The sequence below is a fragment of the Streptococcus mitis genome (assembly GCF_000722695.1).
GTDB classification, from domain to species: domain Bacteria; phylum Bacillota; class Bacilli; order Lactobacillales; family Streptococcaceae; genus Streptococcus; species Streptococcus mitis_O.
The window spans coordinates 1-22,871 of record NZ_JPFU01000005.1 but is presented as its reverse complement, the minus strand read 5'-3'; the positions used below and the strand labels follow the sequence as shown (position 1 = coordinate 22,871).

The window sequence follows — 22,871 nt, the reverse complement described above, 5'->3', positions numbered from 1 at the left end:
CATGTCCTCCTCTTCTATTCCATAAGAGACCTCATTTTCTTTGTAAATCCAGCATCTGTTACAGCCAAAACCTTTCTCGATTTCCCGACTGCTATGCTTAATTCCAGTGTTGAAAACACGGTTACAATTTCTACTTGATAATAATGACTTTTATCTTGAATCTTCTTGGTTAGATTGGGTCCAGCATCATGGGCTAGAAAGACCATCTTGGTCTTGCCATCTTGAATGGCCTTGACCACCAATTCTTCACCCGATATGATGCGCCCTGCTCGCTGAGCCAGTCCCAAGAGATTACTTATCTTTTGCTTATTCAAGTCCTAACTCTCTTCTTTTCACTTTGTGATCCACATAAGCGATCAACTCGTCATAAAAGCTTTCTTCAACTTCCATATTAAAGCTGCGGTTAAAGACCTTCTTCTTTTTCGCCTCTAGGGCTTCTGCATTATCTAGCTTGATATAAGCGCCACGGCCATTGGCCTTGCCTGTCGGATCGATAAAGACTTGTCCTTCCTTGTTCTTGACAATACGGAGCAAATCACGCTTATCAATCACTTCGTTAGACACGACAGACTTGCGCAAAGGGATTTTTCTTGTTTTCATCTTTCCCTCCTCTAGCAGCTTTTATTCTTCTACAGTATCGTTTTCTGCTTCCAACTCTACTGAAGCAGCTTCTTCCATGGCTTCAAATTCACTAGCAGACTTGATATCGATACGGTAACCAGTCAAATGAGCTGCCAAACGAACGTTTTGCCCACGACGACCGATTGCAAGAGAAAGCTTGTTATCAGGAACAACCACCAAGGCACGTTTGCTGTCGTTTTCATCAAAGATAACTTGGTCAACTTCAGCAGGAGCGATGGCATTGTAGATAAATTCAGCTGGATCTGCTACCCACTCGATAACGTCGATATTTTCCTCGATTGGTACCATGCGGTCATTCTTAGCATCGTAGCGAGCTGGGTGGAATTTACTAGTAATCTTCTTGATATTAGCACCACCGCGTCCAACGATTGTACCGATAGCATCCACGTTTGGATTGTGGCTACGAACGGCAACCTTCGTACGGTCACCAGCTTCACGAGCCACGCTCATGATTTCAACCGTTCCGTCATAAACTTCTGGAATTTCTTGCTCCATCAAGCGTTTGATCATTTCTGGATGGCTACGGCTAACAAAGACATTCACACCACGAGGGTTGTCTTCAACCTTGTAGACATATACTTCGATACGATCATGAGAAGAAAAGACTTCTCCAGGGATTTGGTCTTGTTTTGACAATTGGGCTTCGATGCTGCCAAGATTGACATAGATGAAGCGATTATCAAATCGTTCTACCGTACCTGACATGATTTCTTGTTCATGCTCTTTGTAAGTGTTGTAAGTGATGGCACGTGTTTGCTTACGCATTTTTTCCATGATGGTTTGTTTGGCAGATTGAGCTGCTACACGACCAAACTCAGCAGGTGCTTCTTCAAACTTGATTTTGTCTCCAAGTTCATAGGCTGAATTAATGGCAAGAGCATCTTTCAAGCTGATTTCCAAACGGCTATCAAATACTTCATCAACAACTTCACGGACAGTATAAACTGTAAAATCACCTGTTTTTTCGTTAAAGTCAATAGCTACGCTGTCTGATTGACCATAGCGTCTGCGATAAGCGGAACGAAGCGACTCTACTACTGCGTCGATGATGTCTTCTTTTTTGATTCCCTTGTCTTCTTCCAAAATGCGGAAGGCCTCTAGCATTTCTTTACTCATGTTTTCTTCACTTTTGAATCCTCAAAAGCTATCCTTTCTTTTTCTATAATTTAACTGCTAAACGTGCTTTTGATACTAAACTGTATGGAATTTGAACAGTTTTCTTACGCGTCTTGTCCATATATTCCATAGTCAACTCATCCTCTTCAAAGGCCAACAAGGTTCCTTCAAAGACCTTTTGCTTATCGATGGCTTGGTAGAGCCCGACATGGATGTATTTCCCAACCGCTCCAGCAACGGCATCCTTAGTTTTCAAAGGACGTTCCAAGCCTGGACTGGTTATTTCTAGGAAATATTGTTCTGGGAAGGGATCTGGCTTGATGGTGTCTAGGACAGGACTGATAATTTCTGTCAAGTCTGCCGTGTCGTTCAAGGTAATTCCTTCAGGTTTATCTACAAAAATACTGAGAATCATGTCACTGCCAATCTTTCCATACTCGATATCCACGAGTTCGAAAGGTGCTTGGATGACAGGTTCTACAACTTCTCTGACTAATTCTACGATTGTTGCGATTGCGTCCACCTCCTCATAAGCAAGAGGCGAAGATATTTCCCCGCCTCACTTTCTCATATTCTTACTCTTAGTATAGCACGTTTGCCAACTTATGTAAAGCAAAAGCACTTATATAGCCTGATTTAAGGCTATTTCTTAAAATTCTGCCTCAACTCGGTAGATAACTTGACCCTTGTTTGAGAATTTTTGTTCATATTCTGTCATGACATTGCCTTCAAAATCACTGGCATGTAAATCAAGCCAGACACCATTGAGTTTCATGCCATACTGAGAAAAACTCACTAGACTGTACTCAAACAAGCCACGGTTATCCGTCTTGAAATGAATTTCCCCATTTTCAGGCAAGATGCGCTTGAAGGTATCCAAGAAGGTCTTGTAGGTCAAACGACGCTTTTCATGGCGCTTTTTAGGCCATGGATCTGAAAAGTTCAGATACAAACGATCGATCTCACCATCTTCAAAGTAGTCTGTCAAATCAGAACCATCCACCCACAAGAGCTTGATGTTAGGCACTCCAACTTCAAGAACCTTGTCTAAAGCGTAACTCAAAACAGACTTTTGAATGTCAATCCCTATATAATTGATATCAGGATTTTGCTTGGCCATACCTGAAACAAAGGCACCCTTTCCACTTCCAACTTCCACATGAATGGGATTGTCGTTGCCGAACAAATCCCGCCATTTCCCCTTGGCTTCTAAGGGATTGAGGACCACATACTGGGGATTTGCCTCTAGTAATTCTGTCGCCCCTTTACGATTTCTAACTCTCATCTTCTCTTTCCATACTTGTCTCGGAAGTGACGCAAGCCATGAATCTCCCGATTGACATTTTCTAAATCTTGGTTCATATAATACTTGGAAATCTGGCTCAAGTAAGACAATTGACCATACCAATACAATTTAGTTAATACCGTCTGATTGTACTTGTAACCGTAGTAGGTCAACCATTCCTTCCACTGATGTTCTGGAATATAATGGCAGAGCATATGGGCCACATCAAACATGCGATCGGTCAAGCGAACCGAATCCCAATCTACCAAATAAATCAAGCCACTATCTGTCTCAATCCAATTACTATGTCGTACATCTCCATGGACAATGGTCGCATAGTCCTCTCTAAATCCTGGAATAGTCTGACGTAAATCAGCCATCACTTCACTGATAAAATGATTTTTACGCAAAGCATCTGGAGCCGTTTCTTGCCAAGACTGTAGTAAATCTACAGGTGTTTCCATGGCATAGCCCAAACGACTCAACTGTGTCATCAACGGACGTGAGCGATGCAGACGAGTCAAAATATTGACGATTTGTTTACGATTCATATCATAGGGGGTCAATATCTTGCCTGTCAACCATTCTTGAGCACACATATCACGCCCATCTGCCAAACGGCGACTCCATAATAATTGTGGAGCAATTTGTTCTCTAGCTAGACCAGGTAGGATTGGAGAGGTGTTCATTTTTACAAAGATACGCTTCCCATCAGGATAGCTACCCATATAAGCCTTGCCACTTTTCCCAGGTATGGGAGTCAGTGTTAGCTCATTATCACCCAAATCCATTTCTTTCCTCCGTATAAAGTTTCCTTACTATTCTACTAGTTTTTGGCCTATTCGTCAACCGCTCCATACCCGATTCTCAAAGAAAAGCCTCTAAATTGGCTTGGATATCATTATAGAAAGAAAAAGGCAAGCACCGTCTTCTGCCTACCTTTTCATGATTTTTATAAATAATATAGGAGTGGCCAAGCATTGTAAAACATGTGAACTAGAGTAGAAACCCATAGGTTTTGGCTCTTTTTATAGGCAAAGCCCAGCAACAAGCCCCCAAGTAGATAAAAAATAAACGAAGGGACATTAGAAGGTCCATGCATAAAAGAAAAGAGAGAGGAAGTTAGCACAAGCCCTAACCAAGAATTGTCAAAAACTGCACCTTGAAGAAGTCCTCTGAAAATGAGTTCCTCCTGGATGGGGCCAAAAACTGAGGAAGTCAAAATCAAAGACAGGGAAATTCCTCTGCTGACTTCCGTCAAGTGTTGAACTCCTGCGCCAGAAGAAATAGCGAAGAAATGAATATAAACCAGCGTCTCAAGTACACTTAGAAGAAAGATTGCAATGAAAAGCAAAAGGTCTTTCTTGCTTAACATCCCAAAAGAAATCATTTCAAACTTTCTAGCATAAGCAACACTCAGCGAGGTTACTAGAAGACTTACAATAATCAATGCAGATTCATTTTGAAAAAAATCCCCATGGTTAATCGTATAAGGAACTGTAATGACGATTATTAGTACTAAAAATCCAAAACAAAAGGCATGAAATTTATCAAAAAACTCCATCAAATTATCCTCCTCAACAAACTTCCCTACAAGTCATCCTTTAACTCTAGTCTTTCCAAAACAAACCATTTGAGTAACCAAAATCCGACCACATAACCAGCCCCTAAGAAGATAGCCATTAAAGATAGCATGGGATTTAGGAAATAAAAGACCACCACAGATACAAAGGTTAACACAAAAACGTTAAAGGCAATGGTGTCAGAAGCCAAATCTAGAATATAGGGTGTCAACCAGTCTAAGGTTTTTGAATCTAGGAAAAATAAGTGTTTATACATGATGACCTCCTCTTGTCAGACTATAGACTAGTCCAATATTAAAAAGAAAGCTCTTCTCCTACTTTTTATAATACTTCAAGCCCCAAATGAGTAGAAGCATGATAAGCAAGCAGAGAATAGAGCCAATATAAGCAATTAATTGTTGGTAGAATTCTCCTGCTGTGATACCTCTATACAAACAGATAATAGACATAAAACCTGTCAAGCCAATATACATCAGTTGATTGGTTCTAGGACTAACCAAATCATCATCTTCAAACTCTCTTATCCTCATTTCCCTAGTGAGGTAAACCGTAACCAAAATAGAAGCCAAGTTAATAACCACTAAAAGAAATTGGAGGACTAAGGAAAAATTTAAAAACTGACGAGATAGAAATAGATAAGTAGAGACAAGTAAGGGCAACTGACCTAGGAACAATCTCGCAAGGAAGATGGTCTGTTTTTTAAAAAATATTTTTTTCATTGCTTTCTCCATTACAATTAAATGACATCTAATCATTTTCTAAAATTTGATAACTTTTATGAAATGTTTTAGCAGAAACAACTCTATGATTGGTGATATCTATATAATCACCTGGATAACCAAGAACATACATCCCATAACCAGCGAATCCTCCTCCAACTGTTCCAACTAGACCAAACTTGATATTAGCTGCAAGAGAAGTGTTAAGACCTGCCATTAGAATGCGCACATGATTATCCAACCAAACCATATAATTTTTTTGAAAAGCTTCCTCTACCCAACTTGGTTTAGGAGTTGCTTGACCAATTTCCCAAACATCAACAATTTGATTCCCATATTTTGCCTTCATAGCTTCAATCCTTTTTAAATACCATTACATGAGCTTGGAGTTCCTCCTATACCATAAGGACTACATGGTTTTGAAAGATGTATAATAGGCCACTTACCATTTAATTGATTCAAAGTTGGAGAAAGTGCTAGCCCTCCCAATAAAGCAGAAAGCATATATCCCCAACCTCCAAAACCACCTTCAGCGCAAGCAAGCATATCAGTATCCATAATCTCAAATTGTTCCATCATTTTTATATTCATGACAAATACTACTTTTTTGTTTTTTATTTTTGTTTTGTTGCAACTTTGACAAGTTTAGTATTACTGTTTATTAATTTTTTTCATCCTAATCTTAAATTGCAAAAACTTCATTAGCCCTTACTTTTTATAATACTTCAAACCCCAAATGAGCAGAAGCATAATAAGCAAGCAGAGAACCGCGCCTATATAAGCAATAAGTTGTTGGTAGAATTCTCCTGCTGTGATACCTCTATACAAACAGATAATGGACATAAAACCTGTCAAGCCTATATACATGAGTTGATTGGTTCTAGGACTAACCAAATCATCATCTTCAAATTCTCTTATCCTCATCTCCCTAGTGAGGTAAACCGTAACCAAAATCGAAGCCAAGTTAATAACCACTAAAAGAAATTGGAAAACCAAGGAAAAATTTAAAAACTGACGAGATAGAAATAGATAAGTAGAGACAAGTAAGGGCAACTGACCTAGGAACAATCTTGCAAGAAAGATGTTCCGTTTTTTAGCAAGAAAAGTTTTCATTTCTTTTCTCCTTTCTTTTTAGTTAAAGCAAAATAGATTATAACCGCAATCATATAGGCTATGGTATAAAATAAATGATACCAATTACTCTCCCCAAGCGGAGACATGATTAGATACAAGATGAAAATGACAAGTATTTTTTTATTCATAAGATTTCCTCCTGAATCTTTGTTGAGCAAAAACCTTTACACTGCCAGTATAGCACTCGTTTTGACCTTGGATCACTCAAATCATAAATGGTCATCAAAACATCTTGAATTGTAAAAAATTTAAAAAAGCAAGCATGAAAAACATGCTTGCACTGGGGGAACTTGACAATGTGAAAATACAAAATAGAGAACTACTCACCCTCACTTCCGTATGTTCTCATATATTCTCATGATCGCAACAAGAATAGCAGCTGTCCCACTTGCCAAAGCGATAAGGGTAATGATAATGTTTAGGATTTCAGGCGTACTCCCTATTCTGTTGATAAGACGGAGTAGGGATATAACTGTCAACTGAATCAGGAGTATTGATTCTACTCTTACCAATGAAGTCAGTTGATTTTCAACCGCATATAAAAATGCTGGTAGTAAAACACAGGCTATAGCAATCACAAACAGATTGCTCCCTGTTTCTTCTCCCTTGTTCACCACGGAAATCATGAGAAGATTTGATGCTATGATCAACGTAGAGCAGATGATAAAAAAGGATTTCTTATTCATTTAATATACCTCACATACTATAGCAAAAGTCTGGCTCGATAAAGACAAACTTTATCTGTTAACTTCTGCCAATTTTTTCACAAATTTTCTAATGAGCAACCGGCAACAAGTGAACCGTTAAAACCTGACGAAAGACTTGATTTTGACAGGTGGTATTGAGACTGGTATTGGGATGACTTTCGACAATCTTCATAACGGTATAGAGACCAACTCCTCTCTCCTCCCCTTTAGAACTTGCTCCAAAGGAGAAGATTTCAGAAATATCGAGGCTCTCTTCTTTGATAGAGTTTTCAATGATAAAGGTCTCTTGTTCTCCATTTTTTAAAAAGGCGATTGAAACATGAGGTTGACTGGCCTCTGCACTGGCTTCAATAGCATTGTCACAAAGGATAGACACAATAGTCAGAAAATCAAGCAGGCTCATCCCCTCTACCTGAATCTCCTCAGGAACTTCGACATTAAAGATAATCTTCTTATCTCTGGCTTTTAGAAATTTCCCTGCTAGAAGACTTTTGAGGGCACGGTCCCGAATATTCACCAATCTGCCCAGGTCATATTTGTTGTCCTGTAATTTCTCACTAGAATCCTTTAAGACTGAGTCGTAGACCTCTTTTATCTGCTCCATATCCTCCTCTTCAATGCCCAGACGTAAGCTGGTCAAGAGGTTGGTGTAGTCATGGCGAAAACTCCGTACTTCCTTGTAAAGTTCCTCTATATGCCGACTATAGCGTTCCATATCTCTGTAGCGCAAGGCCTGCTCTTGGTCCAATCTCTCATGGAGTTTTTCCTTCAAATAGGAATCCAATTTCTTGATAATCCCCATAAAAAAGAGTAGGTAAAACACTAGGATGAGATGACGAACAGTCTTTGATTGGATATCGTATGCATATTCAAAGTAAGACAGATTTTCCATGATTAGAAAGTAAGCCCCCATTATCCAGTTAATCTTAGTCAGGGACTGTTGAAAACCTTTATCGAGAAACTCCTTTCTCAATCTAGTAAAATCATAGTCCAACCACTTCAAAAAGACTAATACTATGAAGCAAACGAATAGCATAATCAACAAAAAGAGAGGATTTCCATCTCCATCTACAATCCCTTGCCCCAAAAACGGAAACACAAAATAGGAAACACTTCTGTAAAAGAGATCCATCAATACAATTGGAAAGAGACCATAAAAGAAAAGGAGTTTTTTAGGAAGCCCTCTTAACAGTAAGAAAGATAGACATATACCGAACAAAGGTTCTATAAAATAGGACAAATATTCACTTACATCCAAAAATTGAAAAGTCGCAAAAATGGCCCCTAGAAGAAATTTCAAAAGAAAAGCTTTAAAAATCCTCTCAAAAGTGAGACCAATTCCATCTACCTTAAAGAAAATGACAATTTCTAGTCCATTAATAACAAGAAAATACAACAATATCCAAGCAATGTTCATAAACTCTCCTAGCTCAGTGTAATTTATTGATGGCTTCAGACACTTCCCTGACCTTATAACGCGCGATCAGACAGCTTCCACCATTGGGAAAGTAAAGCAGTTTTTCTTTCTTATCCAAACGAACTACATTGGCAGGATTGATGAGAAAAGAGCGATGGCACTGCAAGAGACGGGGCTCCTGCTTGAGAACCTCCTCCAAACTCGCTGTAAATTCCAGCCTGTCCGTCTTGGTATAGAGAATGACACGATGAGCTCTGGGCGAAGTTTCGAGATAGTAAACCTCTTTAAAAGGATACTGAAATTGGGCAAATTTTGATTTAAAGTAAAAGCAATCTTCCGCCAGACTTTTACTGTCTTGACTATTGGCATAGAGAAGGGCTGTCTCGATCCGAGATTCAAACTCCTCTGTCGAAAGGGCCTTATCAATGTAGTCCAAAGCAGACACTTGGTAACGAAAGGACAGGGGCATAAACTCCGAGTGAGTCGTCACAAAGACGATGAGAGCATAAGGATCCCGATACCGAATTTTTCTAGCCACTTCCAGCCCCTTCATCTCTTCATTTCGAATCTCAATGTCCAAAAAGAATAGCTGATGTGCACCCTTCTCATGCACCTCTGCCAGCAGTTGGTCTGCTTTCCCAAAGACTTCAAAAGAGCTAGGAGTGATATGATGTTCTTTCAAGAGTTTCTCAATCGTCGTTTCAATCCTAGTCTGTTGGGAAAAATCATCTTCTAAAACAAATATTCTCATCTTTTTACTCTCCATATTTCAATTTCTTCCTAAAAAGAGAATAGCAAAAATACTTTGATACAAGCCCACCAAATCCTAAACAGGCTTTTAACGCTCCTGAAGGGTAGCTTGTTCCTCAAATAAGCATGATAATCTTACCACTATTTTATCATAAAATCTTAACAGTACCATTCAGGAAATTTCAAGGACAATTAAAGATTTGATGGTGAAAAAGGAGATAAAAGTGATAGACTGACAGTATCGAAACACAGTTGCTAGAAACAAGACTAGCACCCAGATTAAAGGAGGAATTCTCATGACAGATACAGACCCTATCAAAAGAGCTCAGACTTTGATTACTGACTTAAACAAAGCCTACCAAGCATGCAAACAGGCAACCTCTGACGACGTCCGCTTTCAGGAGCAGCTAAACTCTATTCTTGGCTTTCTAGCAAAGGCTGAGACAGTGGATAATCGAGTCTTGATTGAACTGGAAAAATTTTACCAGACTTCCAGTCTTCTCATGGGACTCAGCGCTCTTGATCCAGATGCTACAACTCGCGCCGCTTGGCGGGCCTATGACCGCTTCCACTTTGACCAAGTCAAGACCAAGTTGAGTCTCTACGGGCCAACCATTATCTTGTAGAAAATAAAAGAAGTTGATACAAACTGAACTCAACTTCTTTTTTAGTGTCATATAGGCAATGTTAGTCCTGCATCTGACGTTTTACCTGATAAGGTAAGTACAAGACTAGTAAAACCAAACCAGCTCCCAGCAAGGCTAGAAGGGCTAGTTTTTCTTGGAAGGTCACAAGTCCGACGACTAATTCCACAAGTAAAACAAAACTGGTCAATCCTCGGACTACAGCCTGTATGCCTTTTTCCTTTTGCCCCTTGTCCAGTGGAAAGAGTTGGGTCAAATACTGGTAGTCAAAGGCGTGATAGAGGGCCAGTAACTGGAAGAGCAAGAGGTAGTTAAAGAGAACCACCACTGCTGTCGCAATCCAAGCTTGCTCAATAAAGACCTGCGCCAGTAAGGAAAGTAAGAGCAGACGGAGACTGAGGGCAAAGAGGTCTCCATTTCGCAGATAAGAACGCAGATAGAGATTTTGCCAAATCTTTCCAGGCACCTTCTGAACAGCCTTTAGGATAAAGTCCAGATAGGCACGACGCTTGACGCTGTTTGAAATTCCCTTGACCTGCGTAAAGAGGGCAAAGAAACGAAGCAAGACTTGCTTACGCTTGCTTTCTTGAGAAATGACATAGTCCCAGTCCAGTCCAGTTTCAGTGAAAAATTTACTAGCCTTTTGACGAAAGAGGAAATATTTACCTAACCCAAACAAAAGCACATAGATTAGGAAGACAGGCAAACCATAGCCCATTGCTAAAAATAAGGGAGCAAATAACAGCAAGAAAAGGGTCTGGACAAAGAGCCAAAAGACTAGGGAAATGCCAGTTTGACGCTTGAGATGGAACTTGACTTCCTCTTCTCCAACTAAGAGAAAGAGCTTGTCTGGAGACTCCATATAGGTGGCAATTCCTCCCCAAAGCAAAAGTAAAACAGACGTAATTCCTACAAACAAAAGGATAGGCCAATGATTTTCAGGAAAATCTTGTAAGAGTTGACTGTACTGGTAGGCTAGAAAGCCCAGCAAGACAAGCAGGAACAAGACAAAGTGGTCATTGAGAACATAGCGCAAATAACCAAGACACTCCTTACGAAAAGCCTGCTTTCTCTTTAAAAACAAGTCTTTCATAGCTCCTCCTCTTTGGTCAGAGCCAAGTAAATATCATTCAAACTAGCCTCAGGCATATCAAAGGCTTCGCGCAGTTGCAGGAGATTTCCCTTAGCACGCACTTCCCCTTTGTGAAGAATGACAAAGGCATCACACATCTTCTCCGCCGAATCCAGCACGTGGGTACTCATGAGAATAGACTTGCCCTTTTGCTTTTCCACTTCCAAAAGCTGAATCAAGTCTGCAATAGCCAGCGGATCGAGACCAAGGAAAGGCTCATCCACGATGAAAAGACTCGGATCTACCACAAAAGCACAGATAATCATGACCTTCTGCTTCATCCCTTTTGAAAAATGAACAGGGAACCAGTCTAATTTCTGGTCCAGACGGAACATTTTTAACAAAGGTTCTACTCGATCAAAAGCCACTTTCTGCTCAATACCATAAGCCATAGCAACCGTTTCGATATGCTCTCTGAGGGTCAATTCCTCATACAAGCTAGGCGTTTCTGGAATGTAGCCAATTTGCTTGCGGTAACTTGTCGCATCTTCTTGCAGTGTCAGGCCATTGATATTGATAGAACCGCTATAAGGTGTCAACAGACCGATAATTTCATTGATCGTCGTAGACTTCCCAGCACCATTGAGACCAATCAAACCGACCAACTGCCCACTTTCAACAGTAAAGGACACATCTTTCAAGACAGGGACATGAACATAACCACCTGTCAGGTTTTTAATTTCTAACATATTTTCTCCAAATCTGGTATAATGTAGCTATATTATATCAAAATTCAATACAGTAGAGGTAGATTTTATGTCAGATTGCATTTTTTGTAAAATCATTGCAGGGGAAATTCCTGCTTCAAAAGTATATGAAGATGAGCAAGTCCTTGCCTTTCTTGATATCTCTCAAGTAACACCTGGACACACCTTGGTCGTGCCAAAAGAGCACTATCGCAATCTTTTGGAAATGGACGCCACTAGCGCCAGCCAACTCTTTGCCCAAGTGCCAACAATTGCTCAAAAAGTCATGAAAGCTACCAAGGCTGCTGGCATGAATATCATTGCAAATTGTGAAGAAATCGCAGGACAAACAGTCTTTCATACACACGTTCACCTCGTGCCTCGCTACAGTGCTGACGATGACCTCAAGATTGATTTTATCGCCCACGAACCAGACTTTGACAAACTCGCTCAAGTCGCTGAAACCATCAAAAATGCCTAAGGAGTTGCCATGAAATTATCCAACCTACTGCTATTTGCAGGAGCTGCAGCTGGAAGTTATCTGCTCACAAAAAATCGCCAAACCATCACAGATGAAGTCTTAAATACAACTGACCGCGTTCAAGCTATCAAGGACGATGTGGATATTATCCAAAACAGCCTGCAAATCATCGACCAGCAAAAAGAACTGATCAAGGAATACCAAGAAGACCTGACTTACAAGTTTAAGGTCTTGGAAAAGGATATCCAGACTAGACTAGCTGTGATAAAAGAAACACAGGAAATCGAAGATAAGTAAAAGAGCCACTCGGCTCTTTTTACTTTATTCTCCTTCAAAGGCATCTTTTATATGGTCAAAGAAGCCTTTTTTCTTTGGATTGACTTTCAAATCACCTGCGGCTGCAAATTCTTTCAATGCTGCTTTTTGGCGGTCGTTCAAGCCTGTCGGTGTTACGACATTAACGGTAACATATTGATCCCCAACTGCACCACCACGAAGGCTTGGTGCCCCCTTACCACGTAGACGGAATTTCTTACCAGTCTGAGTTCCCTCTGGGATAACCAATTCAACATCACCATGAACAGTTGGGATATCAACTGTATCACCAAGAGCCACTTGGACAAAGTTGAGATTGAGATTGTAGAAGATAGTGGTTCCTTCACGTTCAAACTTGTCGCTGGCTTCCACAGAAACTACTACATACAAATCACCGTAAGGGCCACCGTTAAAGCCTGCTTCACCTTGGCCTGCTAGTCGAATTTGTTGACCGGTTTCCACACCAGCAGGAATCTTCACATGTACGCTATGAGCTTGTTTTTCATGCCCTGTTCCGTGACATGTTGTACATGGATCTTTGATTTCTTTTCCGCGACCATGACAGACATCACAGGTTACTTGGCGACGCATCATACCAAGCGGAGTCTGTGTATCGACATTAATGACACCAGCACCATGACAGCGTCCACAAGTGACTGGACTTGTTCCTGGCTTAGCACCTGAGCCATTACATGTACGACAGCCAGCTTCTCGATGATACTTAACTTCTTTTTCAGCTCCAAAAATAGCTTCTTCAAAGGTCAAGTTCACACGATACTGGAGGTCATCCCCTTGGCGAGGAGCATTTGGATTACGCGAAGCACCGCCTCCACCGAAGAAACTTGAAAAGATGTCCTCAAAACCACCGAAGCCACCTGCTCCGTTGAAACCGCCGAAACCACCAGCACCACCAAAGCCACCAAAGCCACCGTTGGCTCCAGCCGCACCATATTGGTCATAGGCCGCACGTTTTTGGTCGTCACTCAAAGTCTCATAGGCTTCTTGAACTTCCTTGTACTTTTCCTCAGCACCAGGCTCCTTGTTGATATCTGGGTGGTATTTTTTCGAAAGCTTACGATAAGCCTTTTTGATCTCGTCTGCCGAAGCGTTTTTTGACACCCCCAGACGATCATAAAATTCAGTATTGTTCATAATTCAAGATACAAAGGGCGTCAAACGGACACAGCCAAAATAGGAGTTTTGACGACGGACGCTTGCGTCCTAGAAAAAACTATCTTTTTGGCACAGTCCGTAGCCCGTGTTCAGTTACGAACACCCTTATTCCTTTCTATAATTTATAAGTAAATCATTAGAGGGTATTTTCTATGCTCTGCTTCACTTCATCAAACTCTTTGTCCGATAGAGTAAAAATCAAATCCTCTTCTGAATATTCGCTCTGTTCTTTAAAATAGTTGTCCGTATTTTCTGCCAAACCTAGATCAAGAATCACTTTTCTTGCAAACTCTAGATGTGCAAAGCCAATAGCCGTAATGATATTTTTATCATGCACAACCACTTTGGGTTGGAAATTCTCACGTGGGAGAAATTCAAAATAGTCAAAGAAGTTTTGCCAAATCCCACCTGTAAATTTCGTGTCGTTCAGCAAGCCTGCTTTCGCCAATAAAAGGGGCGCTGAGGAAATAGCTGCAATTAAGACATCTTGCTCATCGAGACCTTTCAAAAACAAAATCAATTTCTCATCCTGTAGAGCAGGCCCTATATTTACCATTCCTGGCAAAATCACACAAGAATACTCTTCTATACGTACTTGATCCAATGTTTTTGTAGGTAAACAAGGCAAGCCATCCTCAGAGCCCACCATCGAATGATCTGAAGCTACATAATCAATCGTGATGTCAAAAGACAGAGCTAAAGTACTTGTTAAAGAGGCTATCTCATAAAGAGAAAAATTAGGATAAATGACACAAAGTACTTTTTTCATAAGCTACACCCTCTATTTTATCGAAAAACAGAGGCTGGGTTGCAACCTCTGGATTTCTTCCTATCATTACGACGTTCAAAAATAAAGTCGATTATACTTTGTTTTTGAACTAGTAAGGCGTTTAGGCAAATCGCCATAGCGATTGCCGTAGAATGACAATCACTTTAGCGATTAGTCATTCTTACCTACCTCGCTCTCCTGATTTTCAAGCTCGGGATAAAATAGTCCACTGGACTATTTTATTTCTCAGTAAACTCTCCGTCTACGACGTCATCGCCTGCGTTTCCTGTTGCTTGTGCACCTTCTGCTCCTGCTTGAGCTTGTTGTGCTGCAGCGGCTTGTTCGTAGAGTTTAACAGCAAGTCCTTGAGCTTTTTCGTTCAATGCTTCAAGTTTTGCTTTCATTTCGTCCAAGTTGTTGTCTTCTTGAGCTTTCTTAAGGTCATCAAGGGCAGCTTGGGCAGCGTCACGTTCTGTGTCGAAGCCTTTGCCTTCAGTTTCCTTGATAGTCTTTTCAGTCGCAAAGATAGCTTGGTCTACTTCGTTACGAAGGTCAACTTCTTCTTTACGTTTCTTATCTGCTTCAGCGTTTGCTTCTGCATCTTTCATCATGCGGTCGATTTCTTCATCTGTCAAACCTGAGTTTGATTGGATGACAATTGTTTGTTCTTTTTGAGTTCCAAGGTCTTTGGCCTTAACAGACACGATACCGTTCTTGTCGATGTCAAATGTTACTTCGATTTGAGGAATTCCACGAGGTGCAGCTGGGATATCTGTTAATTGGAAGCGTCCAAGAGTCTTGTTATCTGCTGCCATTGGGCGTTCCCCTTGAAGAACATGGATATCAACGGCTGGTTGGTTGTCTGCCGCAGTTGAGAAGACTTGTGATTTAGATGTTGGAATTGTTGTGTTGCGATCGATAAGTTTTGTAAATACTCCACCCATTGTTTCGATACCAAGTGACAATGGTGTTACGTCAAGAAGGACAACGTCTTTGACATCACCAGTGATGACACCACCTTGAATCGCAGCACCCATAGCAACTACTTCGTCAGGGTTTACTGATTTGTTTGGTTCTTTACCAGTTTCAGCCTTAACAGCTTCTACAACGGCTGGGATACGAGTTGAACCACCAACAAGGATCACTTCGTCGATTTCTGACAAGCTCAAACCTGCATCTGAAAGGGCTTGACGAACTGGAACTTTTGTACGTTCTACAAGGTCACGAGTCAAATCGTCAAATTTCGCACGAGTCAAAGTCATTTCCAAGTGAAGAGGTCCAGCTTCACCTGCAGTGATAAATGGCAAGCTGATTTGAGTTGAAGTCACACCAGAAAGGTCTTTCTTCGCTTTTTCAGCTGCATCTTTCAAACGTTGCATTGCCATCTTGTCAGTAGACAAGTCAATACCGTTTTCTTTTTTGAATTCTGCTACCAAGTGGTCGATGATTTTTTGGTCAAAGTCGTCACCACCAAGTTTGTTGTCCCCTGCAGTTGACAATACATCGAAGACACCGTCACCCAATTCAAGGATAGATACGTCGAATGTACCACCACCAAGGTCAAATACCAAGATTTTTTCTTCTTTGTCAGTCTTGTCCAAACCATAAGCAAGAGCTGCTGCTGTTGGTTCGTTAACGATACGTTCTACTTCAAGACCAGCGATTTTACCAGCGTCTTTTGTTGCTTGACGTTGAGCATCGTTGAAGTAAGCTGGAACTGTGATAACTGCTTTGGTTACTTTTTCACCAAGGTAGTCTTCAGCATAACCTTTCAAGTATTGAAGAATCATAGCTGAGATTTCTTGTGGAGTGTATTCTTTTCCGTTAGCAGAAACTTTTTCAGAAGTTCCCATCTTAGATTTGATAGAGATAACCGTATCTGGGTTTGTAACTGCTTGACGTTTTGCAGCGTCACCAACGATGATTTCACCGTTTTTGAATGAGACTACAGATGGAGTTGTACGGTTCCCTTCTGGGTTTGCGATGATTTTGCTTTCAGTTCCTTCAAGAACTGCAACTGCTGAGTTTGTTGTACCTAAGTCAATACCGATAATTTTAGACATGTGTTTTTCTCCTTAAATTTTAATTCGAATTTTGATTTTTTGATATTTCCCTTAAGTGGTGGGGACGTGAGCAACTCCCTACGGGATTTCATCACTTATTTTTGAGCCTATTGTCTCAAAAATCCCCTGTTTCAGTAGCAGAAGCTACTGAAACTTTCACCACGGCGGGAAATATCTTCCTTGCAAGCCTTCGGCTTGCTTTTTATCTTTCTTTCATAGTTTAGTGTCGTTTCGGACAAGTTTTCTATTATGTATGCTGCAACCGTCAGAATTGCCTAGTTGTACACCACTACCATGGCTGGGCGTAGGATACGGTCATGGAGTTTGTAGCCTTTTTGGAAGACTTGGGCGATGGTATCTGCTGGGTGTTCATCGTCTGCTGGGAGAGTTTGGATGGCCATGTGGTAGTTATGGTCAAATTCGCCGTCAGCTGCGATTTCTTCGATTCCTTCTTCTTTCAAAGCGTGAATCAAGCTTTCTTGTACCATCTCTAATCCTTTTTTGACATCATCTGTCAAACCTTCAACTGCAAGTGCACGCTCAAGGTTATCCAAAGAAGGAAGAATCGCTTTTGCCAAGTCCTGGCTACGATAACGTTGCAAGTTTTGACGCTCTTCATTGGCACGGCGTTGGATATTTTGCATTTCTGCATGAGCGCGAAGGTATTTATTTTCGAACTCATCTGCACGTTCATTTGCCAAGTCCAACTCAGACTTCTCAGGAGTTGTTTCTTCTGCCGTTTCCACAACTTCCTCTTCTTGGACTTCTTCTACTTCTTCATTTTTTATATCTTGGGCCATTTTCGCCTCCTTTAATGATTTCAATCTTAATGTACTTCGTAATGATTACTGCTGAGGTAGCGGTAAAAATCTGTCAACTTCATAGTCAAAACACGGTTGACTACGTTGACTTGGTTGATTAGTTGCTGATAATCCAGATTAACAGGACCGATAATGGCTAGAATTCCAACTCCCCGATAAGGAATGAGGAACTTGCTACTAATCACCGCTAGGTCAGCTAGACAGGACTCTTGACTGTCTGCAACACGAACGTTTTGCATCTGATCTTCACGCAACCCCTCACGAATCTCCAGAGCCACCTTTTGCGGTTGGTCAAAGAACTGATAAGCTGCCAGATTGGCAAAATTCAAGAGATTAACCTTGCCCGCCACCACAATGTTTTCGTTGAACATTTCCTTAAAGATATGTTCAAAGAGATCGATAACATTGTCCGTTGTTGTGAAGTAACGCTGGATAATCTGCGGAATCTCCGTCCGAATCTTGTAGTGAATATCTAGAACGGTGTGGCCGAGGAAACGTTCCTGAATGATGCTCTTCAGTTTCAGCAAATCCTCCTGCAAGAAATTCCTTGGAATCAGAAACTGACTGGTAACCGTTCGAGACTCGTCTAGGGTAAATACTGCCAAGGCTGTATGTTGCCCCAAAACAACGATATCAAAGGCTGTCAAACGTTGCCTGCTCGGCTCAACATCCAGTGCTACTACCGTACAGCCACTCAAGTCTGTCAGTAGATTAGCAGCCTCTTGCAGAATATCCTCCAATTTGAAGAATTCCTGGTCAAAGGCTTTGACAATCTCATATACCTCATTTTCAGCTAGTCGGTCAAAATCCAGTGAGTGTTTTACATAGTACTGAAAACCAGCAACACTTGGCATCCGACCACTTGAAGTATGAGCCTTCTCAAGCAAACCTTGCTTTTCTAGAGCCGCCATGTCATTACGAATGGTTGCACTGCTAGAGTTAATAGACTCTTGCAAGGCTTTGGATCCGACAGGTTCGTGCGTTTTGGTAAAGATGTCAATAATCAGATTTAGAATATCCTGCTGACGCTCTGTAACCATCTCATCACTCCTCTCTGTCTGATCGATTAGCACTCGATACGCTCAAGTGCTAACTTATGATTCTATTATACACCCTTAAAAGAGAATGTCAAGACAAAAACTCAAAAAATTAGCACTCTTTTGCCAAGAGTGCTAAAAATCGGTCTGAAGACCTAGAACCTTACTATTCATCTACTTGGTATTTCCTTTTTAGTCTGAAATAACCATAAATTAGATAAGAAATCATAAAGGCATATAAAATAAAAATAACGAAGAAAGACATAGAAAGCTCTTCTTTAAATAAACTCATACAAACAACAAACCCACCTAAAAAAGTAGCTGTACAGGAACGAAGTCTATATCGTACAACTTCCCACATAAGATTATTACTCATATAGACTTGATCCTCTGAAAGTATATCAGAAGCTGGTTTACGAAGAATCGAACAAGAACCTGCTCCTATCAATTCCCAACCTCTATTTCTAAAGTCTTGTAGTTCATGCTTATATTTTTTAAGAAATCTAGAATCATAGATACAGTATATGACATCGTCTGGTTGACATTGGTCAAAATAGAAAAAACCAAAACGACTCGTTCTATACCTCCAACCTTTCAAGTGCATCTCATGTAAATAATCTTCTACCTTATCCAAATCAAGAATTGTGAAAATCTTAAATTGCTTTTTATTTATCATGACTTTCCCTCCAATTTTAAACATACCTACCCTATCATAAATCTGATAATTCCTTCTTTTTATGCCATAACTTCCAGCTAATATAGACAACCATTAACAAAAGGATTAAAGACAAGAAAATATCTAGCCCGACCGCAAGTAAACTCCATAGACCATACGCATTACTTCTATTGAGCAATTTAAGTAAGAATGGTATATGTATGGCTAGCAAAAGTAAAACAGGTACTAGTCGCAGTCTTAAAATGCGATTAACCATAGCTAACTTCCCAGCAGCGTCATTATAAATTTCAAACTCTACATTCGATTCAATTTCAGAATGCGCTTTTCTAAAATAGGAAAAACTATTAAAGTCTGTAATATGCTCCCAGCCACAATCTTTAAATAGTTGTAAATAGGAGGTTCTTTCTGATTTTTCCATTGGGTAAAAATCCAACCGATAAGACACTTGCTCAGGGTGACACTTTTCAAAGGTATACTTAACTGCAAACAATAAGATAGAGTAGCTTACTTTCCTAAGTTTCCAGCCCTTAGCATGCATTTCTCTAAAGTATAGAGCCTCCCTCTCATAATCCGCAATTGTAAAAATTCGATAAACAATTTTCTTTTCCATCATACTTCCTCCCGACTGTTTCTATAGAGCCGTTCAATACGCTTCAATTCAATATCTAAGACTTTTCGTCCCAAGTCTGTGATATAATAGATTTTCCGTTTCTCCTCTTCTCGGACAAAAGAAATCAAACCATCCTTTTCCATTTTTGACAAGGTTCCATACATAGTTCCAGGACTAATCAAGACTTGCGAATCTGTCATCTCCTTGACCTTTTGTGTAATACCATATCCATGATTCTCCTTCTGCAGACAGAACAAGATATAAAAACCTGTTTCCGTCATCGGAAGATAAACTCGACGGATCTTATCCGTTAATTCCATTTACAGCCACCTCCTATCTAGTTCGATATATCGTACTTCGTTATATAAAATATATCACACCTCGATATAAAAAGCAAGAAAAAAGACCGCCCTCAGGCAATCTTTCCTCTATATTAGTAAAGGTCTAAATAGTTATCAACTTCCCATTGTGACACAAAGGTCGCATAGCTAGCCCACTCGATACGTTTCGCTTCAAGGAAGCTAGTGTAGATGTGATCTCCCAGGGCAGCCTTGACCACTTCATCTTCAGTCAAAGCTTTCAAAGCGTTGTGAAGAGTTGATGGAAGGTCTGTAATGCCAGCTTCCTTACGCTCTTCTGCTGTCATGATGTAGATATTTTCTTCGATAGGAGCTGGTGCTTCGATTTTGTTTTCAATACCATGCAAACCAACTTCCAAAAGAACCGCCATAGCGATATAAGGATTCGCCATTGGATCCACTGAACGTAACTCAAGACGGGTTCCCATACCACGTGAAGCAGGCACGCGCACAAGTGGCGAACGGTTACGACCAGCCCAAGCAATGTAAACAGGCGCTTCATAACCTGGAACCAAACGTTTGTATGAGTTAACCGTTGGGTTCATGATAGCAGTATAGTTGTAGGCATGCTTGATCAAACCACCAAGGAAATAGTAGGCAGTTTCAGACAACTGCATTCCTTTTGGATCATTGGGATCAAAGAAGGCATTATTTCCTTCTGCATCAAACAAGGACATATTACAGTGCATACCTGATCCAGCAATACCAAATTTTGGTTTGGCCATAAAGGTTGCGTAAAGACCATGTTTGCGAGCAATGGTTTTAACAACAAGTTTAAAGATTTGAATCTTATCACAAGCACGGAGAACTTCATCATACTTAAAGTCAATCTCGTGTTGTCCAACCGCAACCTCGTGGTGACTGGCTTCTACTTCAAATCCCATTTTAGTCAAGATATTGACAATCTCACGACGTGTATTGTCCGCAAGGTCAGTAGGCGCCAAATCAAAGTAGCCACCCTTGTCATTTACTTCAAGTGTTGGGTCTCCATTTTCATCCAGTTTAAATAGGAAGAATTCTGGCTCTGGACCAAGGTTGAAGGATTTGAATCCCACTTCTTCCATGTGACGAAGAGCACGTTTCAAATTGCCACGGGGGTCACCTGCAAATGGTTCACCTTCTGTTGTATAGACATCACAGATCAAACCTGCAACACTTCCATTCTCATCTCCCCAAGGGAAGACTGTCCATGTATCCAAGTCAGGATGCAAGTACATATCTGACTCATTGATACGTACAAAACCTTCAATAGAAGATCCATCAAACATAACCTTATTTGACAAGACTTTATCTAACTGTTCATCTGTAGCAGGAATTTCGACGTTTTTCATCGTCCCCAAAATATCTGAGAACATGAGACGAATAAAGGTAACATTTTTTTCCTTGACTTCACGACGAATATCTGCAGCTGTGATTGGCATGAGTTTTCTCCTTAATGTATGACTACTTGCGGTTGCCTAACCGCGACCAAAAGGTGACCGTACTGAAGCAAAGCGCCCCTGCTGGAGGAGTTCATTGTGAAGTGCACGACGCACCTCAGTCTGACTCACCGCTTTCTTGGATTTCGCTTCACGTTCAGCATATTTTTTCTTAATGGCAGCGATATTATAACCTTCAGAGATATAATCTTTGATTTCAAGCAGACGATCCATGTCATTCAAGGAATACATGCGACGGTTTCCTTCGTTTCGATCAGGTTTAATCAACTCTTGATCTTCATAATAACGAATCTGACGTGCTGATAGGTCGGTCAACTTCATAACACTGCCGATAGGAAAAACAGCCATATTTCGGCGAAATTCTTTTTCCTTCATTTACAATTCCCTTCTTTCTGTCTATTATAGTCTAAAAAAAGACAAACGTCAATTGATAATGTTATAAAATGTAACATTATTTTTCTTTTTTCTCTAAAAAGAGACGAATGCGGTCAATATCGTAATTCACCAGAATTGCGACAAAAACCCCCATAAAAGTTTCAAACACACGCGCAAACACGTACAAAATCGTCTCTCCAGTCGGAATTGATAGAGTAATAATTAACATAGCTGCTACACCACCGATAACACCTGCTTTATTATTCATGGCTACATTTGTCATAATGGTTAACATGGTGCAAATTGGAACCACAACCAAGATCACCCAAAAGGCTTCGTGGAAAACGGTATTTAATAGGAAGAAGACCAGAGCATAAAGGCCACCGATACTATTTCCTAGAATACGCGACGTCCCAAAATGAACACTCTTATCAAAACTCTCCCTCAGGCTAAAAACGGCTGTCAAAGCACCGATTTGAAGACCTTTCCAGCCAAAAAAGCCAAAAATAAAGAGAACTAGAAAAACAGCAATACCTGTTTTAAAGGTTCGCATACCAAGTTTGAACTGGGATTTATCGAATTTATATTTTTTAAAATAACTCATAATCTCAACTTTCTATTTCCATTTTATCATAAATTAGTGATTTTTATGAGCAATAGTTGAGAGGAAGCGTTTTTATTTTAAGCAAAAGAAAAGAGGAACTTTCATCCCCAATGTCATTAAGTTAGTGATCTAACTACTTGAATAGGAGGCGTGATTGAGGTTATCAAAGTGATTCTCTATCCTATCTTCTATTTTTTTGCATGACAAATAAAGGTTTTTTCACCCTATTTTTTGAGATTTATGTTACTCTATAGATGAAATCAACTACCGATTGGGCCTTTATCTTTCTTGGATATTTTCGATTCGGTCGAATAATAGATAAGTGTTTCTTGAG

General features: G+C 40.3%; 32 protein-coding genes. 3 read left to right on the top strand and 29 right to left on the bottom strand.

From position 1 onward, the window contains the following. Positions 1 to 14 precede the first annotated feature (14 nt). From SK629_RS02085 to SK629_RS02010, 16 genes are all read right to left on the bottom strand, one after another. Positions 15 to 314, bottom strand: coding sequence for a YlxQ-related RNA-binding protein (locus SK629_RS02085; RefSeq protein WP_042900371.1), 300 nt, complete (start codon positions 312 to 314; stop codon positions 15 to 17). After that, the gene (gene rnpM, locus SK629_RS02080) at positions 307 to 600 is read right to left on the bottom strand and encodes an RNase P modulator RnpM (protein ID WP_000857560.1); all 294 of its coding nucleotides are present in this window, start codon (positions 598 to 600) and stop codon (positions 307 to 309) included. The genes SK629_RS02085 and rnpM overlap by 8 nt, the downstream gene beginning before the upstream one ends. Positions 601 to 621: 21 nt before the next feature. Next, positions 622 to 1,758 carry a transcription termination factor NusA gene (nusA, locus tag SK629_RS02075; RefSeq protein ID WP_042900370.1) on the bottom strand — a complete coding sequence of 379 codons (1,137 nt, stop codon included), beginning with the start codon at positions 1,756 to 1,758 and terminating at the stop codon, positions 622 to 624. A 43-nt stretch (positions 1,759 to 1,801) separates the two neighbouring features. Further along, a complete protein-coding gene (gene rimP / locus SK629_RS02070; RefSeq protein ID WP_000338691.1) occupies positions 1,802 to 2,281 on the bottom strand; it encodes a ribosome maturation factor RimP in 480 nt (159 codons plus the stop codon). Positions 2,282 to 2,407: 126 nt separating this feature from the next. Continuing rightward, entirely contained in the window at positions 2,408 to 3,043 is a 636-nt protein-coding gene (trmB, locus tag SK629_RS02065; RefSeq protein WP_001266094.1) for a tRNA (guanosine(46)-N7)-methyltransferase TrmB, read from the bottom strand. Continuing rightward, positions 3,040 to 3,834: a cell cycle regulator CcrZ gene (gene ccrZ, locus SK629_RS02060; protein WP_033683107.1), complete on the bottom strand. Its 795-nt coding sequence runs from the start codon at positions 3,832 to 3,834 to the stop codon at positions 3,040 to 3,042. Before ccrZ ends, trmB begins: the two co-directional genes overlap by 4 nt. A 161-nt stretch (positions 3,835 to 3,995) precedes the next feature. Further along, positions 3,996 to 4,607, bottom strand: a complete 612-nt coding sequence (locus SK629_RS02055) for a CPBP family intramembrane glutamic endopeptidase (RefSeq protein ID WP_042900369.1) — start codon at positions 4,605 to 4,607, stop codon at positions 3,996 to 3,998. Positions 4,608 to 4,633: 26 nt separating this feature from the next. Next, positions 4,634 to 4,882, bottom strand: coding sequence for an immunity protein BlpZ (gene blpZ / locus SK629_RS02050; RefSeq protein WP_042900368.1), 249 nt, complete (start codon positions 4,880 to 4,882; stop codon positions 4,634 to 4,636). 58 nt (positions 4,883 to 4,940) lie between these two features. Next, entirely contained in the window at positions 4,941 to 5,345 is a 405-nt protein-coding gene (locus tag SK629_RS02045; protein ID WP_042900367.1) for a hypothetical protein, read from the bottom strand. Between the two features lie 28 nt (positions 5,346 to 5,373). Further along, complete coding sequence (locus tag SK629_RS02040) at positions 5,374 to 5,694, bottom strand: hypothetical protein (protein WP_042900366.1); 321 nt, start codon at positions 5,692 to 5,694, stop codon at positions 5,374 to 5,376. 14 nt (positions 5,695 to 5,708) lie between these two features. Continuing rightward, complete coding sequence (locus SK629_RS02035) at positions 5,709 to 5,936, bottom strand: bacteriocin (protein WP_042900365.1); 228 nt, start codon at positions 5,934 to 5,936, stop codon at positions 5,709 to 5,711. Between the two features lie 117 nt (positions 5,937 to 6,053). Next, entirely contained in the window at positions 6,054 to 6,458 is a 405-nt protein-coding gene (locus tag SK629_RS02030; protein WP_042900364.1) for a hypothetical protein, read from the bottom strand. Next, entirely contained in the window at positions 6,455 to 6,607 is a 153-nt protein-coding gene (locus tag SK629_RS11160; RefSeq protein ID WP_042900363.1) for a hypothetical protein, read from the bottom strand. The genes SK629_RS02030 and SK629_RS11160 overlap by 4 nt, the downstream gene beginning before the upstream one ends. A 201-nt stretch (positions 6,608 to 6,808) precedes the next feature. Next, entirely contained in the window at positions 6,809 to 7,165 is a 357-nt protein-coding gene (locus SK629_RS02020; RefSeq protein ID WP_042900362.1) for a hypothetical protein, read from the bottom strand. A gap of 88 nt (positions 7,166 to 7,253) precedes the next feature. Beyond that, positions 7,254 to 8,603, bottom strand: a complete 1,350-nt coding sequence (locus tag SK629_RS02015; protein WP_042900361.1) for a sensor histidine kinase — start codon at positions 8,601 to 8,603, stop codon at positions 7,254 to 7,256. 13 nt (positions 8,604 to 8,616) lie between these two features. Beyond that, the gene (locus SK629_RS02010; protein ID WP_042900359.1) at positions 8,617 to 9,354 is read right to left on the bottom strand and encodes a response regulator transcription factor; all 738 of its coding nucleotides are present in this window, start codon (positions 9,352 to 9,354) and stop codon (positions 8,617 to 8,619) included. A 295-nt stretch (positions 9,355 to 9,649) separates the two neighbouring features. Here SK629_RS02010 and SK629_RS02005 point away from each other — a divergent pair, with 295 nt between their 5' ends. Further along, entirely contained in the window at positions 9,650 to 9,979 is a 330-nt protein-coding gene (locus tag SK629_RS02005; protein WP_042900358.1) for a hypothetical protein, read from the top strand. Between the two features lie 61 nt (positions 9,980 to 10,040). Here the strand turns inward: SK629_RS02005 and SK629_RS02000 are convergent, their stop codons facing one another. Together SK629_RS02000 and SK629_RS01995 are read right to left on the bottom strand one after the other, a co-directional pair. Then, on the bottom strand, positions 10,041 to 11,090 hold the full coding sequence (locus SK629_RS02000; RefSeq protein ID WP_042900357.1) for an ABC transporter permease: 1,050 nt from the start codon (positions 11,088 to 11,090) through the stop codon (positions 10,041 to 10,043). Then, positions 11,087 to 11,818 (bottom strand): ABC transporter ATP-binding protein, encoded by a 732-nt coding sequence (locus tag SK629_RS01995; protein ID WP_000889954.1) that lies wholly within the window; start codon positions 11,816 to 11,818, stop codon positions 11,087 to 11,089. The genes SK629_RS02000 and SK629_RS01995 overlap by 4 nt, the downstream gene beginning before the upstream one ends. A gap of 67 nt (positions 11,819 to 11,885) precedes the next feature. Here SK629_RS01995 and SK629_RS01990 point away from each other — a divergent pair, with 67 nt between their 5' ends. Next, complete coding sequence (locus SK629_RS01990) at positions 11,886 to 12,296, top strand: HIT family protein (protein ID WP_042900356.1); 411 nt, start codon at positions 11,886 to 11,888, stop codon at positions 12,294 to 12,296. 9 nt (positions 12,297 to 12,305) lie between these two features. Next, positions 12,306 to 12,593 carry a hypothetical protein gene (locus tag SK629_RS01985; RefSeq protein WP_000777749.1) on the top strand — a complete coding sequence of 96 codons (288 nt, stop codon included), beginning with the start codon at positions 12,306 to 12,308 and terminating at the stop codon, positions 12,591 to 12,593. A gap of 24 nt (positions 12,594 to 12,617) precedes the next feature. On the opposite strand, the gene dnaJ is transcribed toward SK629_RS01985, so the two are convergent. The 11 genes from dnaJ to SK629_RS01930 form a co-directional block, all read right to left on the bottom strand. Further along, positions 12,618 to 13,763, bottom strand: coding sequence for a molecular chaperone DnaJ (gene dnaJ / locus SK629_RS01980; protein ID WP_042900355.1), 1,146 nt, complete (start codon positions 13,761 to 13,763; stop codon positions 12,618 to 12,620). A gap of 157 nt (positions 13,764 to 13,920) precedes the next feature. Continuing rightward, on the bottom strand, positions 13,921 to 14,553 hold the full coding sequence (locus tag SK629_RS01975) for a DJ-1/PfpI family protein (protein ID WP_042900354.1): 633 nt from the start codon (positions 14,551 to 14,553) through the stop codon (positions 13,921 to 13,923). Positions 14,554 to 14,792: 239 nt separating this feature from the next. Continuing rightward, the gene (gene dnaK / locus SK629_RS01970; RefSeq protein WP_042900353.1) at positions 14,793 to 16,616 is read right to left on the bottom strand and encodes a molecular chaperone DnaK; all 1,824 of its coding nucleotides are present in this window, start codon (positions 16,614 to 16,616) and stop codon (positions 14,793 to 14,795) included. 275 nt (positions 16,617 to 16,891) lie between these two features. Next, on the bottom strand, positions 16,892 to 17,416 hold the full coding sequence (gene grpE, locus SK629_RS01965) for a nucleotide exchange factor GrpE (RefSeq protein WP_000046029.1): 525 nt from the start codon (positions 17,414 to 17,416) through the stop codon (positions 16,892 to 16,894). A 26-nt stretch (positions 17,417 to 17,442) separates the two neighbouring features. Continuing rightward, a complete protein-coding gene (gene hrcA / locus SK629_RS01960) occupies positions 17,443 to 18,477 on the bottom strand; it encodes a heat-inducible transcriptional repressor HrcA (protein WP_000255759.1) in 1,035 nt (344 codons plus the stop codon). A gap of 163 nt (positions 18,478 to 18,640) precedes the next feature. Beyond that, the gene (locus SK629_RS01955) at positions 18,641 to 19,150 is read right to left on the bottom strand and encodes a DUF2812 domain-containing protein (protein WP_042900413.1); all 510 of its coding nucleotides are present in this window, start codon (positions 19,148 to 19,150) and stop codon (positions 18,641 to 18,643) included. Positions 19,151 to 19,184: 34 nt separating this feature from the next. Next, positions 19,185 to 19,760, bottom strand: coding sequence for a DUF2812 domain-containing protein (locus SK629_RS01950; protein ID WP_042900352.1), 576 nt, complete (start codon positions 19,758 to 19,760; stop codon positions 19,185 to 19,187). Next, the gene (locus SK629_RS01945) at positions 19,760 to 20,080 is read right to left on the bottom strand and encodes a PadR family transcriptional regulator (RefSeq protein ID WP_042900351.1); all 321 of its coding nucleotides are present in this window, start codon (positions 20,078 to 20,080) and stop codon (positions 19,760 to 19,762) included. Before SK629_RS01945 ends, SK629_RS01950 begins: the two co-directional genes overlap by 1 nt. 113 nt (positions 20,081 to 20,193) lie before the next feature. Further along, positions 20,194 to 21,540 (bottom strand): type I glutamate--ammonia ligase, encoded by a 1,347-nt coding sequence (gene glnA / locus SK629_RS01940; RefSeq protein WP_042900350.1) that lies wholly within the window; start codon positions 21,538 to 21,540, stop codon positions 20,194 to 20,196. A gap of 36 nt (positions 21,541 to 21,576) precedes the next feature. After that, positions 21,577 to 21,933 carry a transcriptional repressor GlnR gene (gene glnR / locus SK629_RS01935; RefSeq protein WP_000659548.1) on the bottom strand — a complete coding sequence of 119 codons (357 nt, stop codon included), beginning with the start codon at positions 21,931 to 21,933 and terminating at the stop codon, positions 21,577 to 21,579. Positions 21,934 to 22,009: 76 nt separating this feature from the next. Then, positions 22,010 to 22,537 (bottom strand): FUSC family protein, encoded by a 528-nt coding sequence (locus tag SK629_RS01930; RefSeq protein ID WP_042900349.1) that lies wholly within the window; start codon positions 22,535 to 22,537, stop codon positions 22,010 to 22,012. Between the last annotated feature and the right edge of the window lie 334 nt (positions 22,538 to 22,871).